The 15,362-nt window shown below is 67.4% G+C and carries 18 protein-coding genes; 6 read left to right on the plus strand and 12 right to left on the minus strand.

The window, feature by feature from the left end; all coding sequences use genetic code 11:
- Positions 1 to 19: 19 nt before the first annotated feature.
- On the minus strand, positions 20 to 517 hold the full coding sequence (locus FZ983_RS09125; RefSeq protein ID WP_149223251.1) for a hypothetical protein: 498 nt from the start codon (positions 515 to 517) through the stop codon (positions 20 to 22).
- 132 nt (positions 518 to 649) lie between these two features.
- Complete coding sequence (locus FZ983_RS09130; RefSeq protein ID WP_149223252.1) at positions 650 to 1,162, minus strand: ferritin-like domain-containing protein; 513 nt, start codon at positions 1,160 to 1,162, stop codon at positions 650 to 652.
- A 177-nt stretch (positions 1,163 to 1,339) separates the two neighbouring features.
- On the opposite strand from FZ983_RS09130, the gene FZ983_RS09135 reads away from it, so the two are divergent.
- Entirely contained in the window at positions 1,340 to 1,588 is a 249-nt protein-coding gene (locus FZ983_RS09135) for a hypothetical protein (protein WP_149223253.1), read from the plus strand.
- Positions 1,589 to 1,967: 379 nt separating this feature from the next.
- Complete coding sequence (locus FZ983_RS09140; RefSeq protein WP_149223254.1) at positions 1,968 to 2,432, plus strand: hypothetical protein; 465 nt, start codon at positions 1,968 to 1,970, stop codon at positions 2,430 to 2,432.
- A gap of 180 nt (positions 2,433 to 2,612) precedes the next feature.
- Here FZ983_RS09140 and FZ983_RS09145 read toward each other — a convergent pair whose 3' ends face one another.
- Entirely contained in the window at positions 2,613 to 3,056 is a 444-nt protein-coding gene (locus tag FZ983_RS09145) for a MucR family transcriptional regulator (protein ID WP_014247241.1), read from the minus strand.
- A gap of 557 nt (positions 3,057 to 3,613) precedes the next feature.
- Between FZ983_RS09145 and rpiB the strand changes: the two genes are divergently transcribed.
- The 3 genes from rpiB (at position 3,614) to nrdR (ending at position 6,015) form a co-directional block, all read left to right on the plus strand.
- On the plus strand, positions 3,614 to 4,051 hold the full coding sequence (gene rpiB / locus FZ983_RS09150) for a ribose 5-phosphate isomerase B (RefSeq protein ID WP_149223255.1): 438 nt from the start codon (positions 3,614 to 3,616) through the stop codon (positions 4,049 to 4,051).
- A 175-nt stretch (positions 4,052 to 4,226) separates the two neighbouring features.
- Positions 4,227 to 5,528, plus strand: a complete 1,302-nt coding sequence (gene glyA, locus FZ983_RS09155; RefSeq protein WP_149223256.1) for a serine hydroxymethyltransferase — start codon at positions 4,227 to 4,229, stop codon at positions 5,526 to 5,528.
- Positions 5,529 to 5,547: 19 nt separating this feature from the next.
- Positions 5,548 to 6,015, plus strand: coding sequence for a transcriptional regulator NrdR (gene nrdR / locus FZ983_RS09160; RefSeq protein WP_149223257.1), 468 nt, complete (start codon positions 5,548 to 5,550; stop codon positions 6,013 to 6,015).
- Between the two features lie 88 nt (positions 6,016 to 6,103).
- Here nrdR and FZ983_RS09165 read toward each other — a convergent pair whose 3' ends face one another.
- The 9 genes from FZ983_RS09165 to bamE form a co-directional block, all read right to left on the minus strand.
- Positions 6,104 to 8,206, minus strand: coding sequence for a sodium-translocating pyrophosphatase (locus tag FZ983_RS09165; protein ID WP_149223258.1), 2,103 nt, complete (start codon positions 8,204 to 8,206; stop codon positions 6,104 to 6,106).
- A 244-nt stretch (positions 8,207 to 8,450) separates the two neighbouring features.
- Positions 8,451 to 8,906 (minus strand): hypothetical protein, encoded by a 456-nt coding sequence (locus tag FZ983_RS09170; protein ID WP_149223259.1) that lies wholly within the window; start codon positions 8,904 to 8,906, stop codon positions 8,451 to 8,453.
- Positions 8,907 to 8,996: 90 nt separating this feature from the next.
- Positions 8,997 to 10,004 carry a thiamine-phosphate kinase gene (thiL, locus tag FZ983_RS09175; protein WP_149223260.1) on the minus strand — a complete coding sequence of 336 codons (1,008 nt, stop codon included), beginning with the start codon at positions 10,002 to 10,004 and terminating at the stop codon, positions 8,997 to 8,999.
- Positions 10,001 to 10,591 carry a transcription antitermination factor NusB gene (gene nusB, locus FZ983_RS09180; RefSeq protein WP_149223261.1) on the minus strand — a complete coding sequence of 197 codons (591 nt, stop codon included), beginning with the start codon at positions 10,589 to 10,591 and terminating at the stop codon, positions 10,001 to 10,003. The genes thiL and nusB overlap by 4 nt, the downstream gene beginning before the upstream one ends.
- Before the next feature lie 35 nt (positions 10,592 to 10,626).
- Positions 10,627 to 11,091 (minus strand): 6,7-dimethyl-8-ribityllumazine synthase, encoded by a 465-nt coding sequence (gene ribH, locus FZ983_RS09185; RefSeq protein ID WP_149223262.1) that lies wholly within the window; start codon positions 11,089 to 11,091, stop codon positions 10,627 to 10,629.
- 22 nt (positions 11,092 to 11,113) lie between these two features.
- On the minus strand, positions 11,114 to 12,253 hold the full coding sequence (ribB, locus tag FZ983_RS09190; protein WP_149223263.1) for a 3,4-dihydroxy-2-butanone-4-phosphate synthase: 1,140 nt from the start codon (positions 12,251 to 12,253) through the stop codon (positions 11,114 to 11,116).
- Positions 12,250 to 12,837 carry a riboflavin synthase gene (locus FZ983_RS09195; protein WP_149223264.1) on the minus strand — a complete coding sequence of 196 codons (588 nt, stop codon included), beginning with the start codon at positions 12,835 to 12,837 and terminating at the stop codon, positions 12,250 to 12,252. Before FZ983_RS09195 ends, ribB begins: the two co-directional genes overlap by 4 nt.
- 102 nt (positions 12,838 to 12,939) lie before the next feature.
- Positions 12,940 to 14,064: a bifunctional diaminohydroxyphosphoribosylaminopyrimidine deaminase/5-amino-6-(5-phosphoribosylamino)uracil reductase RibD gene (gene ribD, locus FZ983_RS09200; protein WP_348771042.1), complete on the minus strand. Its 1,125-nt coding sequence runs from the start codon at positions 14,062 to 14,064 to the stop codon at positions 12,940 to 12,942.
- Positions 14,065 to 14,080: 16 nt separating this feature from the next.
- A complete protein-coding gene (bamE, locus tag FZ983_RS09205) occupies positions 14,081 to 14,575 on the minus strand; it encodes an outer membrane protein assembly factor BamE (protein WP_149223265.1) in 495 nt (164 codons plus the stop codon).
- Positions 14,576 to 14,707: 132 nt separating this feature from the next.
- Here bamE and FZ983_RS09210 point away from each other — a divergent pair, with 132 nt between their 5' ends.
- A complete protein-coding gene (locus FZ983_RS09210; protein ID WP_247883683.1) occupies positions 14,708 to 15,289 on the plus strand; it encodes a ubiquinol-cytochrome C chaperone family protein in 582 nt (193 codons plus the stop codon).
- Positions 15,290 to 15,362: the final 73 nt, after the last annotated feature.

The raw sequence follows: 15,362 nt of genomic DNA on the forward strand, positions 1-15,362 counted from the left end.
GGAAAAGGTTGGAACCGGGTTATTGCAGCGACGACTGGCGCGCGATCGGCGTGATCAGGATGCGGGTGACCACGTCCTTGCCGAACATGGCGACCACGGATTCGTCGATGCGGCGGCGCAGGGCCGGGACGTTGGCGATGTTGCCGCGGACGATCCAGCCCTCGTCGATACCCTTGTAGATGGCAGTCAGCACGGCGTCGTGCAGACGGGGGATGCTCAACTGCACCTCGCCCAGCCGCAGAGCGTCGCCGATCTCCAGGTTCACTTCGACCTGGGTGTATTTCTCGATCCGGCCCGCATTCACCACCGGAACCATCAGCGGCTTGATCCGCACCGACGGGGGCAGGGCGCCCGGCGCCCCTTCTGCCGCGGACGCCGGCAGGGCGGCCGTCAGGATGCCCGCCAGCAACAGCACTCCGATCAGGGCGGCGCGGGCCAGGGCGGTGCGGACGGCAACAGAAAAGCAGCGGGCCGGCGTGCTGTTCGAAAGGAAATCGGCAGGCTGAAGGCTGCGCATCAAGGAGCACCGCGAAGGACCGGAAGGTGTTGAATCCTACCGGTCCGGCGCGGTGCTTGCAACCTTGGCCCTAGGTCCTAGGGTCGGCCCGGATGCGGCCGGTTTGCATACCTCAGTGCATATCCGCGTTCGTCAGGCGGCCTTCTTGCCGCTGGCGGCGATGGCCTTCTTGTTGACGTCGCCGATGGCCAGCTTGTTCAGCAGCGAGTCGGTGTCCTTCTCTTCCTGAAGGGTCTCGTCCAGCAGCTGGGCGACCTTGTCCAGGCCGCAGGCGGTGGCATAGGCGTGCAGCGTGCCGTAGCTGGCGATCTCGTAATGCTCGACCTTCTGGGCGGCGGCGATCAGGGCGGCGTCCTGCACTTCCGGGGCGAGGCCCATTTCGAGGATTTCCTGGGCTTCGCTGATCAGCCCCTCCATCGCGTCGCAATGCTTGCCGCGGGGGCGGGTGTCCAGTTCCTCGAAGACCTGCTGAAGCCGCTCGATCTGGCCGTTGGTCTGTTCGAGGTGGGTTTCGAAGGCCTGGCGGAGCTGGTCGGAATGGGCGGCCTTGATCATCTTGGGGAGGGCCTTCGTGATCTGCTTCTCGGCGTGGTAAATGTCGCGGAGATCCTCGATCAGCAGATCCTGCATCGTCTTGGCAGCCATGGTGACGGTCCTTCCTCGCTGTGGATGTCCGTCCGGCGGGCGTTTGCGGAGCGGGGAACTCCTGCGCGCCGGATCGGCAGCGTGGACAACAGCGGCGACGGCCGGGTGTTGCAGTCTCGAACGGGGATTGACCATCGGGCAAATGGGCTGACGGATGGGTGCCGAAGGAGGCTTCATATGACGGCAGGCAATGGGGACGGCGAGGTCCTGTTCGAGTTTCAGCGGATCGGCAGCTATCTGCGGGTCACCGCCATCGATGCCCAGACCGGCGTGGAGGTGACGGTGGCCGGCCCGGCCACCGGCAGCCAGGAACTGCTGAAGCGGACGGCGATCAACAAGCTGCGCTTTGTGCAGAACAAGGAGGGCCAGAACAAGGCAGCCAAGGCGCCGCCGACGCGCAAGCGGGGGTCGGGCGGGCTTTATTGACCGTCAACCGGCCTCTGCGATCGGAAAAGAAAACGCGCCGCCGGTCGGGACCGGGCGGCGCGGATCGAAGTCTGGCTTTGCTGATGGTGAGCGCCGGCATGCCCCCGCCGACGGCCCAAGCTGTAACGCCGGACCGCCGGTCGTAGAGCGAACCGCTCGACCCCGACAGTAGACCTATGCCTGCCCGTTGGCACTGGCGCAGGGGGTGTAACGCTTGTAGAACCGCGCATCGCTGAACGAATGGCGCATAAGAAGGGCGTTCTTCCGCGCCGTCCGTTCGGAGCGTGATCGGCGGAATTGGGCGGATCGCTTCCGGACCGGCCTCGCGGGGTCGGCTGTTCTCCGGAGCAAGGGACCGAAATACCAGAGGATCGAGGCTATGGTTCGTGTGACGGCTTTCCTGCGCGTGTCACTCATGTCGACGGCGCTGGCGGCAACCCTGCTGGCTTCCCACGCGGCGACCGCCGCCGGGCCGAATGCCGGCGCCCACACGGCGCAGGGACAAGGCGGTCAAGGTCATGGCGGGCAGGCCGGGCCGCGGTCCGGCGGCGACAAGCAGGCCGGCCCGGCCAACACGGCGCCGCCTTCCACGGCTCCCCAGCCGACGACGCCCGCCGCCGGCTGTGTGAAGCCGGGTGTTCCGTTGTGCATGGACGATCAAGCCACCTTCCTCAGCGCCGACAGGATGTCCTCCTGCCAGGGCGAGGTGAAGGAGTATGTCGACAAGTCGATGGCTTACCTGACCTGCCTGAATGACGAGAATATCGCCACGGGACGCGAGTTAAGCCGCAATGTCGATCGCTTCAACTGCCGTCTGTCGGGCCGGAAGGGCTGCGCCAACTGAGGCGCGCCGCCCGCCGGCCGGGCGGGCCCGAACATTGGGCCGGTTCTTGACCCCGACCTTCGGCGACTGTGAGAGTCGGTCGCGTCTTCAATCAATCCGATATGGCCTGTACCGGCCGAACACGCACACGGGCCGGATCCCGGCAGGGAACGGCCCGTGTTGCATACGGACTTTTCTCGTTCAACCGGCCTTGCGGCGGGTCTGGCGGCCGGAGCTGCGGCCCAGGCCGATGCGCTTGGCGAATTCCGAACGCTGCGCGGCATAGTTCGGCGCGACCATCGGATAGTCGGGCGGAAGTCCCCAACGGGCGCGGTACTCGTCCGGCGACATGTTGTAGGTCGAGCGAAGGTGCCGCTTCAGCATCTTCAACTTCTTCCCGTCTTCCAGGCAGACGATGTATTCGGGCGTCACCGACTTGCGAATCGGAACGGCCGGCTTCAGCGGTTCCGCCGCGACCTCCCGAGGCTGACCATTCAGTCCGGTCAGCGACGAGTAGACCGTATTGATCACGTCGGGGATTTGCTGAGCAGGCAACACGTTCTTGCTGACATACGCCGATACGATGTCGGCGGTCATCCGCAGCAGCGCATTGTCCGGTACATCGGCGCGAAGCTGGTCGCTCATTGCACTGTGTCCTGGTTTTTCATTTGTCCGTAGGAACCAAGTTGCATACCGTGATTTGGGTGTCAATATAATTCCGGCAAGCGTCAAATTAGTTGCTCTTGCCAGTCAGAACAAAGGAGCAAGGTGCAAATCAGCTTTCGCTGAAAACCGTCACCGCGTCGTGGCTGTGTCGCAGCTTTAGGGGGCGTCTAGTAAGCGCCGGCTTGCGATTTTCCGACGATAGGGATCCGGTAATTGGTTGTTTCCCCGCTCCTATAACGAATCGGCTATCTCCCTTGCTTCGACAGTTCGGCAACGAACGGGTGAAAACCGGGTCTACACTTTCGCGGGAGTTGGGGTGTCGGGTCGTTTGGAGCCGATTGACGTCGGCCTGGATGTGACGGCGCCGGTGCGACACGTCCCGGCAAACCGGCCGGACCCTGCCCCCATCCTAGCCATGCATCCACGTCATGGTGTGGCTGTGGCGGTTTGCACCGACATCTGGTAGGGTGCGGGCGTCTTTCGCCGCTTCGCCCATCACCGCATCCGCGACCGCACGCACCGGAGTTTCCGTCGTCATGACCGTCAGCACTGTGGCACTCGCCTCCGATCACGCCGGCTATGAGCTGAAGGCTCAGATCGCCGGGCAACTGGAGGCCGCCGGCTACACCGTCCTCGATCTCGGCACCGACGGTCCGGCTTCGGTCGATTACCCGGATTTCGCCGCGGCGCTGGCCGCCGCCGTCACCGACGGCCGGGCGCAGCGGGGCGTGCTGATCTGCGGCAGCGGCATCGGCATCAGCATCGCCGCCAACCGCCATCCCGGCATCCGCGCCGCCCTGGTCCATGACGTCACCACCGCGCGCCTGTCGCGCGAGCACAACGACGCCAACGTGATCGCGCTGGGCGCCCGCATCATCGGGCCGGAAATCGCCAAGGATTGCGTGGACGCCTTCCTGAAGGCCGAATTCGAAGGCGGTGAGCGCCACAGCCGCCGCATCGCCAAGATGGGCTGAGCGCGCCGCCGGCGCCGCCCTGTCCCGGCGCCGCCGACGCCGCCCGATCCTGGCCCAGCATTCGGCCGCAGAGGCCCGCAACCGGAGCGCGACAGACCCCGGACCGACCAGTATGGAAGCCGCCCGTCCGGGCCGCCCGGACCGCTTCATGCCCTTCGATGAGGAACCTTCCGCCATGACCAGCAGCAACACCGCCGAGATCGGCCGCTTCTTCGCCGCATCGCTTGCCGAGACCGATCCCGAACTGGCCCGCGCGGTGCGCGACGAGCTGGTCCGCCAGCAGGAGCAGATCGAACTGATCGCGTCCGAGAACATCGTCTCGCAGGCGGTGCTGGAGGCGCAGGGCTCTGTCCTGACCAACAAGTACGCCGAAGGCTATCCGGGCAAGCGTTACTATGGCGGCTGCGAGTTCGTCGACGTGGCGGAGAACCTCGCCATCGAGCGCGCCTGCAAGCTGTTCGGCTGCGAGTTCGCCAACGTGCAGCCCAACTCCGGCAGCCAAGCCAACCAGGCGGTGCTGCTGGCCCTGCTGCAGCCGGGCGACTGCGTGCTGGGCATGTCGCTGGCCGCCGGCGGCCACCTGACCCATGGCGCCGCGCCGAACATGTCGGGCAAGTGGTTCAAGGCCGTGCAGTACGGCGTGCGCAAGGACGACCACCTGATCGACTTCGACCAGGTCGAGGCGCTGGCCCGCGAGCACAAGCCGAAGCTGATCATTGCCGGCGGCTCCGCCTATCCGCGCGTTCTGGACTATGAGCGTTTCCGCGCCATCGCGGACGAGGTCGGCGCCATCTTCATGGTGGACATCGCCCATTATGCCGGCCTGATCGCCGGCGGCGTCTATCCGAACCCGTTCCCCTACGCCGACGTGGTCACCACCACCACCCACAAGACGCTGCGCGGCCCGCGCGGCGGCATGGTGCTGACCAATAAGGAAGACATCGCCAAGAAGATCAATTCTGCGGTGTTCCCCGGCCTGCAGGGCGGCCCGCTGATGCATGTCATCGCCGCCAAGGCGGTGGCCTTCGCCGAGGCGCTGCGTCCGGAGTTCAAGACCTATGCCCAGGCGGTGGTCGACAACGCCCAGATCCTGGCCAAGACGCTGATCGCCGGCGGGCTGGACATCGTGTCGGGCGGCACCGACAGCCACATCGTGCTGGTCGACCTGCGTCCGAAGAACCTGACCGGCAAGGCGGCGGAAGCCAGCCTGGAGCATGCCGGCATGACCTGCAACAAGAACGGCGTGCCGTTCGACCCGCAGAAGCCGATGATCACCTCCGGCGTCCGTCTGGGCAGCCCGGCGGCGACCACCCGCGGTTTCGGCACCGCCGAATTCAAACAGGTCGGCGAGATGATCGTCGAGACGCTGGACGGGCTGGCCGCCAGCAACTCCGGCGACAACACGGCGGTGGAAGCGGCGATGCGCGAGCGCGTGCGCGGCCTGTGCCGTCAGTTCCCGATCTATCCCACGCTGTAATCGACGGGGAAATAAACAGATGCGCTGCCCGTTCTGCGGAAACGAGGACACCCAGGTCAAGGACTCGCGCCCGACCGAAGACAACTCGGCAATCCGCCGGCGGCGCTTCTGTCCCAGTTGCAGTGCCCGCTTCACCACCTTCGAACGCGTCCAACTGCGCGAGCTGACGGTGGTGAAGAGCAATGGCCAGCGCGAAGCCTTCGACCGCGAGAAGCTCCTGCGGTCGATGCGCATCGCGCTGCGCAAGCGCCCGATCGACGCCGACCGCATCGACCGCGTCGTGAACAGCATGGTCCGTCAGCTGGAATCCTCCGGCGAAAGCGAGATTCCGTCGAAGCAGATCGGCGAGAAGATCATGGAGGCGCTGCAGACGATGGATCAGGTGGCGTATATCCGCTACGCCTCGGTCTACAAGGACTTCCGCGAAGCGTCCGACTTCAACGAGTTCGTGGAGCAGCTGGCGCCGGAAGCCTCGCCGGGGATGTGATCCTGCAGGTCAGGCCATCGGCAGCATAAGCAATATCCCCGCGAAGGTTTCCTTCGCGGGGATATTGTTTTTGACGGGTGGTTTCCTCTCACCCGAACTGGGCCAGGATCGCCAGCAGCAGGATCGCCACGATGTTGGTGATCTTGATCATCGGGTTCACCGCCGGGCCGGCGGTGTCCTTGTAGGGGTCGCCGACGGTGTCGCCGGTCACCGCCGCCTTGTGCGCGTCGGAGCCCTTGCCGCCGTGATTGCCCTCCTCGATGTACTTCTTGGCATTGTCCCAGGCGCCGCCGCCCGACGTCATCGAGATGGCGACGAAGATGCCGGTGACGATGGTGCCCAGCAGCATCGCGCCCAGCGAGGCGAAACCCGCCGCCTGACCGCCGATGGCGGCGATGACGAAATACAGAACCACCGGGGCCAGCACCGGCAGCAGCGAGGGGATCACCATCTCCTTGATCGCCGCACGGGTCAGCATGTCCACCGCCCGGCCATAATCGGGCTTGGCGGTCCCCTCCATGATGCCGGGGATCTCGCGGAACTGGCGGCGCACCTCCACCACCACCGACCCGGCGGCGCGGCCGACGGCGGTCATGCCCATGGCGCCGAACAGGTATGGCAGAAGACCGCCCACCAGCAGGCCGACGACGACATAGGGGTCGTTCAGCCGGAACTCCACCGGCACGTTCGGGAAGTAATGGCCCAGATCCTGGACATAGGCCGCGAACAGGACCAGCGCCGCCAGACCGGCGGAACCGATGGCGTAACCTTTGGTCACCGCCTTGGTGGTGTTGCCGACGGCGTCCAGCGCGTCGGTGGTGACGCGGATGTTGGCGGGCATGTCCGACATCTCGGCGATGCCACCGGCATTGTCGGTGACAGGGCCATAGGCGTCGAGCGCCACCACCATGCCGGCCAGCGCCAGCATCGTCGTCGCGGCGATGCCGATGCCGAAGACGCCGGCCTGACCATGGGCGATCAGGATACCGGCGCAGATGACGATCACCGGCAGGGCGGTCGATTCCATCGATACGGCCAAGCCCTGGATCACGTTGGTGCCATGCCCGGTCTCCGATGCCTTGGCGACGCTGCGCACCGGCCGGAAGGCGGTGGAGGTATAGAACTCGGTGATCCAGACCAAGAGGCCGGTGACACCCAGCCCGACGAGGGCCGAGACGAACAGGTTGAAGCCGGTGATCGCGGTGCCGTCGGCCATCGGAATGGCGCGTGTGAAGCCGAACAGGATCGCGGTGACGATCAGGATCAGCACCAGCGAAAGCCCGGCCGCGACGATCAGCCCCTTGTACAGCGCCTTCATGATGGCGTTGTCGGCACCGAGCTTCACGGCGAAGGTGCCGGCGACCGAGGCCAGGATGCACACCGCGCCGATCAGCAGCGGATAGACCAGCATCAGCCGCAACACGCCCCCGGAAAAGAAAATCGCCGCCAACAGCATGGTGGCGACGATCGTGACGGCGTAGGTTTCGAACAGGTCGGCGGCCATACCGGCACAGTCGCCGACATTGTCTCCGACATTGTCCGCGATGACCGCGGGGTTGCGCGGGTCGTCCTCCGGGATGCCGGCCTCCACCTTGCCGACGAGGTCGGCGCCGACGTCCGCCCCCTTGGTGAAGATGCCGCCGCCCAGCCGCGCGAAGATGGAGATCAGCGACGCGCCGAAGCTGAGCGCAACCAGCGCCTCCAGGATCGTGCGGACTTCCACCGGGTCGCTGACGCGGTAGATCAGCGTCAGGATACCGAAATAGCCGCCGACGCCCAGCAGTCCCAGCCCGACCACCAGCATGCCGGTGATCGCCCCTGATTTGAAGGCGATGTCCAGCGCCGGTGCCAGCCCGTTGGTCGCGGCCTCCGCCGTGCGGACGTTGGCGCGGACCGACACGTTCATGCCGACATAACCGGCGCTGCCCGACAGCACGGCGCCGATCAAAAAGCCCAAGGCCACCGGAAAGCCCAGCGTCACCCACAGGATGATCAGCAGGACGACGCCGGCGATGGCGATGGTGGTGTATTGGCGGTTCAGATAGGCACGCGCCCCTTCCTGCACCGCTGCGGCGATGGCCTGCATCCGCTCCGACCCCGGAGATGCGGCCATGACTTCTTTTCCGGTGCGAAAACCGTAGGCCAGCGCGAGCAGGCCGGCGGCGATGATGACGATGAACGCTAAAGCCATCGCATCCCCCGATTGATTTCAAGGTCGCGCCCAGGAAAGGCTGTCTCCCAACCGTAGTCAAATGGGGGAGAAGTCGGGCGCAAGTATTCCCGGAAAAAGCATGCTCCCCGCGCCGCCGCTTTGCAACCGCCGCCCGGTCAGAGGCGGCGCGGCGAAATGGCCGCGGGGCACCCTGTCCTTTGTGGGTAGTGCCGGTCTTCTGCGCTGCACAATACGCGCGGATTTCAGGCAAACAAGCGACAGATCAGAGATTGCGTTGCGTAACCGCCTGAACCAGAACGTCCTGCACGGCGTCCTTGCCGATGACTTTGCCGGCTGCCTCGACCAATTTGGCCTTTACGGCAGGAATATTGACCAAAGCGCCGTTCAGGATCGACTGGTCGGCGATGCCCCCATAAAGCGCGGTCAGGAAGGCATCGGTCAGGCGCGGCTGGTTGGCCTGGGCCATCGGCTGCTTGTCCAGAACCACCTCGACCGCGACGACGACGGTCACGAATTGCTCGACTCGGGACGGCCCGATCATCGGCACCACCAGCGGGGCCAAGCGCACGAAGGCGGTGGGGGGCTTCGGTGGCGGCTCCACCTTCTTCGGCTGGTCGGGCTGCTCGGTGAAGTATTTCTGATAGACGAACCAGCCGCCGAAGCTGGCGCCGCCCAGCAGCACGATGCCCAGGACGAGAACGATCAGGGCCTTGACCACCGCAGCACACCTTCGCAGACACCGAACCGCCGCACCCTGCGCCGATCATGCTTTCGATTGTCTTAAAGGAGCCGGGAGGGGAACAGGCGGTCAGAAATGGTCCCAGCCGCGGCGGGCCAGCGGCAGGGCGGCTCCGGCGGCGTCCAGCACCGTGACCTCGCCGGGCGGGCCGGGGTTGAGTTCGCCGATCTCGGTGATGGCGACTCCGCTGTCCGCGGCCAGTGCGGCGAGCGCATCGCGGGCCGACGGCGGGGCAGTGAACAGAAGCTCGTAATCGTCGCCGCCGGTGATGGCGAGCGCCAGCCGGACGGGATCGCCGTCGATGGCGCCACGCGCCGCATCCGACAGCGGCACCGCGCCGGTCCGCAGCAGGGCGGCGCAGCCCGACTCCTCGCAGAGATGGCCGAGGTCGGCGACCAGTCCGTCCGACACGTCCATGGCGCCGCTGGCGAGCCCGATCAGGCGCGGTCCCACCGTCGTGCGCGGGTCGGGCCGGCGCAGGCGGCGCAGCAGGTGGGCGCGGGTTTCCCCGTCCGGGATGTCGAGCCGGCCATAGGCGATCTCCAGCCCCAGGGCCGCATCGCCGATGGTGCCGGTGACGAAGACGCGGTCACCCGGACGCCCTCCCCAGCGAGGCAGGGCGCGCCCGCTGGGCACCAGCCCGAAGGCGGTGACCGACAGGGTGATCGGGCCGGTGGTGGAGACCGAATCGCCTCCGGCCAGCGCGATGCCGAATTGCCGCTGGTCCTCGCCCAACCCGGCGGCAAAGCCCCCCAGCCAGGACTCGTCCAGCCCGCGGGGCAGGGCGGTCACCAGCGTGTAGGCCAGCGGTTCCGCCCCCATGGCGGCGAGGTCGGACAGGTTGCTGCGCATCAGCTTGGCCGCGATGTCGCCCGGCGAATCGTCGGGGAAGAAATGCACCCCGGCCACCATGGCATCGGTGGTGACCACCAGTTCCCGCCCCTCCGGCACGCCGAACACGGCGGCATCGTCCCGCAGGCCGCGGGCACCGGGAAACCCGGCGGCCAGCGGCTTGAAGAAACGGGTGATGCGGGCGAACTCGCCGAGGGGGGGAGAGGGGATTTCTTCCAGAATCACTCCTCGGCCGTGCCGCGGCCGGGGTCGGGCTTGGCGAGGTCGTCGGCGCGCAGCGCGCGGGCGACATGGTCGAGCACGCCGTTCACCATCGCCGGCTCGCGGCCGGAGAAGAAGGCGCGGGCGACGTCGACATACTCGCTGATGAGGATGCGCGGGTGGGTGTCCATATGGACCGCGATCTCATAGGCGCCCGCACGCAGGATGGCGCGCAGCAGCAGCTCCAGCCGGTCGAGCGGGAAGCGCGGGTCGAGCGCGGCACCCAGCACCCCGTCCACCTCGGCCCGGCGATGGATCGCGCCGCGGACGATGTCGGCGAACAGCTGCGGATCGCCGGAAACGAACTTGTCGCCGTCGATCTCCTCGCCCAGCCGGTGGGCGACGAACTCGCCGACGACATTCTCGACCGGGGCCTGGGCCAGATCGATCTGGTACAGCGCCTGGGCCGCGGCCAGACGGGCGGCCTTGCGGCGCGCCTTGGCGGAGCCGCCGCCGGTCTTGTTCTTGCGGGACTTCGATTTGCCCTTGAAGTCGCCGCCCTTGGGGGCGTGATCGGGTGTCACGGGGCGGCCCGCGTCGTCGTTGCTCATGATCTGCAGTCGCTAAAAGAGAGGAGATGTCGGGGTCAGCGCGGATAGAGGCGGAATTTGCGCTTCAGGTCAATCATGTCAAGACAGGCCCGTGCGGCGCGGCCCCCCATATTGACCGATCCGACATTGGCACGTGCCCAGGCCTGCTCGCGGTTTTCCACCGTCAGGATGCCGTTTCCGACCGCCAGACTGTAGCGCAGGGCAAGATCCTGCAGGCCGCGGGCGCTTTCGGCACAGATCGTTTCGTACCGCGTCGTCTCGCCCCGGATCACGCAGCCCAGCGCGACGTAGCCGTCGAACCGCTTGCGGGCGGTGAAGAAGTCCATGGAACGGATGGCGTACATGATCGCCGCCGGAAGCTCCAGACAACCGGGCACGCCGTAGCGGATGTGCGTGGCGCCGGCGCGGTCGAGTTCCGCGACGGCGCCACGCACCAATTCATCGGCGATGTCCTCGTGAACGCGGGCGTCCACGACCATGATGTGGGGCGTGTCGGTCATCCGGCGGAGACCAGTCCCTTGTTCAATCGTCGCCCGGGTCTGCGCCGCCCGGCGTGATGGCGCGGTGGCCGACCACGGTCAGGCCGTAGCCCTCCAGCCCGATGATCGGCTTCTTGCGGTTGGACAGCAGCACCATCTTGCGAACGCCGAGATCCAGCAGGATCTGCGCGCCGATGCCGTAGTCGCGCAGTTCCGGCGCGCTGCCGGACTGGCCTTCCAGCCGGGCCTTGAGCACGGTGGACAGGCCGTTCGGGTTCGGCTCGCGCAACAGCACGACGACGCCGCGGCCTTCCTTGGCGATCAGCTCCATCGACGCATGGAGGTCGGCGTCGCGGCCGGAGTTGCGGTCGCCCAGCACGTCATCCAGCACCGACTGGGCATGCATGCGCACCAGCACCGGCTCGTCGCCGGAGATGTCGCCGCGCACCAGCGCGATGTGCTCCGCATACTGGATCTTGTTGATGTAGACGTAGGACTGGAAGCGGCCGCCGTAACGGCTGTCCAGCGTGCCGGCCAGCACCTGCTCGACGATGGTCTCGGTCCGGCGGCGATAGGCGATCAGGTCGGCGATGGTGCCCACCTTCAGCCCGTGGAACTGGGCGAACTGCACCAGATCCGGCAGGCGGGCCATGCTGCCGTCGTCGTTCATGATCTCGCAGATCACGGCGGAGGAGGAATGGCCGGACAGCCGGGCGATGTCGACCGACGCCTCCGTATGGCCGGCGCGCACCAGAACGCCGCCGTCACGCGCCAGCAGCGGGAAGATGTGGCCGGGGGTGGCGAGGTCCTGCGGGCCCGACGCCGGGTCGATGGCGACCGCGATGGTGCGGGCGCGGTCGGCGGCGGAGATGCCGGTGGTCACGCCTTCGCGTGCCTCGATCGAGACGGTGAAGGCGGTCTGGTGGCGCGATGCGTTCTGCTGCGCCATCAGCGGCAGGCGCAGCCGCTCGATGTTCGGCCGGTCCATGGTGAGGCAGATCAGGCCACGGCCATGCTTGGCCATGAAGTTCACCGCTTCCGGCGTGGCGCAGGAGGCGGGGATCACCAGATCGCCCTCATTCTCCCGGTCCTCGTCGTCGACCAGGATGAACATCCTGCCCTGACGCGCCTCTTCGATGATCTCTTCGGCCGTCGACAGGTACTTGTGAAACTCGGACGTCATTCCTGCCCCGCGAGCCGGGCGACATAGCGCGCCAGCATATCGATTTCGAGATTGACCGGATCGCCCTCCTTCAGCCCGCCGAACGTGGTGGCGGTCTGGGTGTGGGGGATGATGTTGACGCCGAAGCGGCTGCCGTCGACCTCGTTGACGGTCAGCGACACGCCGTCGATGGCGACCGAGCCCTTGGGCGCGATGTATTTGGCAAGATTGGCCGGCGCCTCGAAGGTCAGGCGCAGCGATTCGCCTTCGGGGCGGATCGACAGCAGCCGGCCGACGCCGTCGACATGGCCGGACACGATATGCCCGCCCAGCTCGTCGCCGACCTTCAGCGCGCGTTCGAGGTTGATGCGCGTGCCGGGCTTCCACCCGCCGAGCGTCGTCTTCGACAGGGTTTCCCCCGACGCCTGGATGACGTATGTCCCCGGCCCCTTTTCGATGACCGTCAGACAGACGCCGTTGTGGGCGATGGACGCCCCGATCGCGATCGTCTCCGTGTCGAAGGCGGTCTCGATGGTGAACCGGGTGTCGCCCTGCCGCTCCACGGCCCGGACGCGCCCGACATCGGTGATGATTCCGGTGAACATGGCGGGGAATTTAGCAGGTTTCGCGGCCAGGGGAAGCGCGCGCGACACCGCAAGCAACGCAACGGTCTGTTGCGTGGCCTGGACCGGTGGCGAAACCGATCGTCAAGAAGCGATGCGGCGATAGCTTTCGGCGAGATCGGCACCGGCATTGCGGACGGCGGTGCGCTCGAAGCGGGGCATCGCCGACAGTGCCTCGACTCCGAAGCTGGCGACCGCAGGCAACCCGTCGCCGCCGATCAGAGATGCGGCGCGGAACCACTCCAGCCGGTCGACCAGCCCGGCGCCGAGCAGGGCGCCGGCCATCGCCGCGCCGCCCTCCACGAGGACGCGGGTGATGCCGCGGGCGGCGAGGGCGGCCATCGCGGCGGCGGGATCGACGCGGCCGTCCACGTCGGAGGTAACGGGGAGAACCTCCACGCCGAGCGCGGTCAACGCCTCCAGGCGCGCGGGGTCGGGGGTGGGGCCGGTGACGACCCAGGTCGGAATGCGCTTGGCGCCGGTGGCGAGCTTCGCCGTGGGGGGAAGGCGCAGGCGGCTGTCGACCACCACGCGTACCGGGCTACGGTCGCCGAGGCCGGGCAGGCGGCAGGTCAGTTCGGGATCGTCGGCCAACGCGGTGCCGATGCCGACCAGGATCGCGTCATGGCCGGCGCGCAGCCGGTGGCCCCAGGCGCGGGCGGTCGGGCCGGTGATCCATTGCGACTCGCCGGTGCGGGTGGCGATGCGACCGTCCAGCGTGCTGGCGACTTTCAGCGTGACCAGCGGGCGGCCCAGCGTGATGCGGTTGAAGAATCCCTCGTTGAGGGCAAGCGCCTCGGCCTCGCAGACGCCGGTGACCACCTCGATCCCGGCGTCGCGCAGACGGGCCAGCCCACCGCCGGCAACCCGCGGGTCCGGGTCCTGGCAGGCGACGACGACGCGCGCCACCTTCGCCTCCACCAGCGCCAGGGCGCAGGGCGGCGTCTTGCCATAGTGGTTGCAGGGTTCGAGCGTGACGTAAGCGGTGGCGCCCTCGGTCCCGCCGGGGAGGGTGCGGGCGCGGGCAAGTGCTTCCGTCTCGGCATGGGGACGACCACCGGGCTGGGTCCAGCCGCGGCCGATCACGGCGCGATCGCGGACCAGCACGCAGCCGACCGCCGGATTGGGCCATGTCCGCCCCAGCCCGCGCGCGGCGAGCGACAGGGCGGCTTGCATATGGCGCAGGTCGGTGTCGGGTGAAACGGGCACGGTAACAGTCAGGCGATCAGCTGCCGGGGCCCTTGCCCTTGGCGTCCTTGGCCGAGAATCGGCCGACGTTGCCCATCATCTGTTCCAGGAAGCCCATCTCACGGCCGGCGGTGGGCGTCGAGCGTTCGACGAGATCGATGTCCTGGCCGTTCGACTTGTCCAGCGTCTTGATCTCGCGCAGGATGCCGGCATCGTCGAAGCGGGCGATGACGACGCGGCGCTCCGTCACCTCCGGCTCGAAGAAGGCGGTCTTTTCGGTCTTCTGGCCGATGTAGTACCAGACATTCTGATCGAAGGTGCCCACCGAGGTCGGCGTGCCCAGAACGGCGGCGACGTCGTCGCGCCGGCTCTGGCCCGGCTGCAGCTCTGCCACCAGCTGCGGGTCCGTCAGGTTGCCGCGGGTGGCGACGACGGGAGAACAGCCGGTCGCGGCGAGGCCGGCGAACAGGACGCTTCCCAGAAGGGCGGTGCGAATGACGGCGCGCGGGGCGGAAAAGTTCGATCTGGTCATGGTGCTCGGGCTATGATGGAGCCGGCGGGGCATAGGACTGCCCGCTGGCGCGGATAGTCGCTAAGGCGGGACAATCGCACCGGGCGCTTCGCCCTGTCAACGAGACTCCGAATCGGGGAAGGGCTGCCGTTCGTGTCTGAGAGCTTCATGGATCGCCTGCTGGGTCCTCTGCTGAATGGCCTGGGTGGCGGCGCGCGCGCCCGCAATGCCGAGGCGGTGGGCGGGCTGTTCACCGGCATCGTCGCCCAGGCCCGCCAACCGGGCTTCTATGCCGGGCTCGGCGTGCCCGATACGCTGGACGGCCGGTTCGAAATGGTGGCGCTGCATCTGTTCCTGGTCATGCGCCGGCTGAAGGGGCAGGGGGCGGCGGCGGCCAAGCTGTCGCAGCGCCTCTACGAGACCATGGTCGACGATTTCGAGAAGTCGATCATGGAGTTGGGGGCCGGCGACAGCGGCATCGCCCGGCGCGTGAAGACGATGGCGCGCGGGATGGCCGGGCGAATCCGCGCCTATGACGAGTCGCTGGCCGAATCCGACGACGGCCGGCTGGAAGTGGCGCTGGACAACAACCTGTACGGCACGGTCGATCCGGTGCCGGACGGGGCGCTTCCCGCCATGGCCGCCTATGTGCGTGCCTGTGCCGCGGCGCTCGATGCCCAGCCGCTGGAGTCGCTGATGCGAGGCGAGCTGCGCTTCGCCCCTGCTCCCGCCTGAGGGCACACTATATATACTGCGCCTGATGGGCCGTGGGCATCGCAGAGGGCTTGCCTTTCGCGGCCGGCGGCTG

The sequence above is a fragment of the Azospirillum sp. B21 genome, from assembly GCF_008364825.1.
Lineage (GTDB): Bacteria > Pseudomonadota > Alphaproteobacteria > Azospirillales > Azospirillaceae > Azospirillum.

What these genes read in the sequence shown, in the direction of transcription:
- FZ983_RS09140 (WP_149223254.1), top strand. Translation starts at nt 1,968, where the DNA reads ATGGTTCGTGTGACGGCTTTCCTGCGCGTGTCACTCATGTCGACGGCG.
- rpiB (WP_149223255.1), top strand. Translation starts at nt 3,614, where the DNA reads ATGACCGTCAGCACTGTGGCACTCGCCTCCGATCACGCCGGCTATGAG.
- FZ983_RS09165 (WP_149223258.1), bottom strand. Translation starts at nt 8,206, where the DNA reads ATGGCTTTAGCGTTCATCGTCATCATCGCCGCCGGCCTGCTCGCGCTG.
- nrdR (WP_149223257.1), top strand. Translation starts at nt 5,548, where the DNA reads ATGCGCTGCCCGTTCTGCGGAAACGAGGACACCCAGGTCAAGGACTCG.
- ribB (WP_149223263.1), bottom strand. Translation starts at nt 12,253, where the DNA reads ATGACGTCCGAGTTTCACAAGTACCTGTCGACGGCCGAAGAGATCATC.
- FZ983_RS09195 (WP_149223264.1), bottom strand. Translation starts at nt 12,837, where the DNA reads ATGTTCACCGGAATCATCACCGATGTCGGGCGCGTCCGGGCCGTGGAG.
- bamE (WP_149223265.1), bottom strand. Translation starts at nt 14,575, where the DNA reads ATGACCAGATCGAACTTTTCCGCCCCGCGCGCCGTCATTCGCACCGCC.
- FZ983_RS09125 (WP_149223251.1), bottom strand. Translation starts at nt 517, where the DNA reads ATGCGCAGCCTTCAGCCTGCCGATTTCCTTTCGAACAGCACGCCGGCC.
- FZ983_RS09145 (WP_014247241.1), bottom strand. Translation starts at nt 3,056, where the DNA reads ATGAGCGACCAGCTTCGCGCCGATGTACCGGACAATGCGCTGCTGCGG.
- FZ983_RS09135 (WP_149223253.1), top strand. Translation starts at nt 1,340, where the DNA reads ATGACGGCAGGCAATGGGGACGGCGAGGTCCTGTTCGAGTTTCAGCGG.
- FZ983_RS09130 (WP_149223252.1), bottom strand. Translation starts at nt 1,162, where the DNA reads ATGGCTGCCAAGACGATGCAGGATCTGCTGATCGAGGATCTCCGCGAC.
- nusB (WP_149223261.1), bottom strand. Translation starts at nt 10,591, where the DNA reads ATGAGCAACGACGACGCGGGCCGCCCCGTGACACCCGATCACGCCCCC.
- ribH (WP_149223262.1), bottom strand. Translation starts at nt 11,091, where the DNA reads ATGACCGACACGCCCCACATCATGGTCGTGGACGCCCGCGTTCACGAG.
- glyA (WP_149223256.1), top strand. Translation starts at nt 4,227, where the DNA reads ATGACCAGCAGCAACACCGCCGAGATCGGCCGCTTCTTCGCCGCATCG.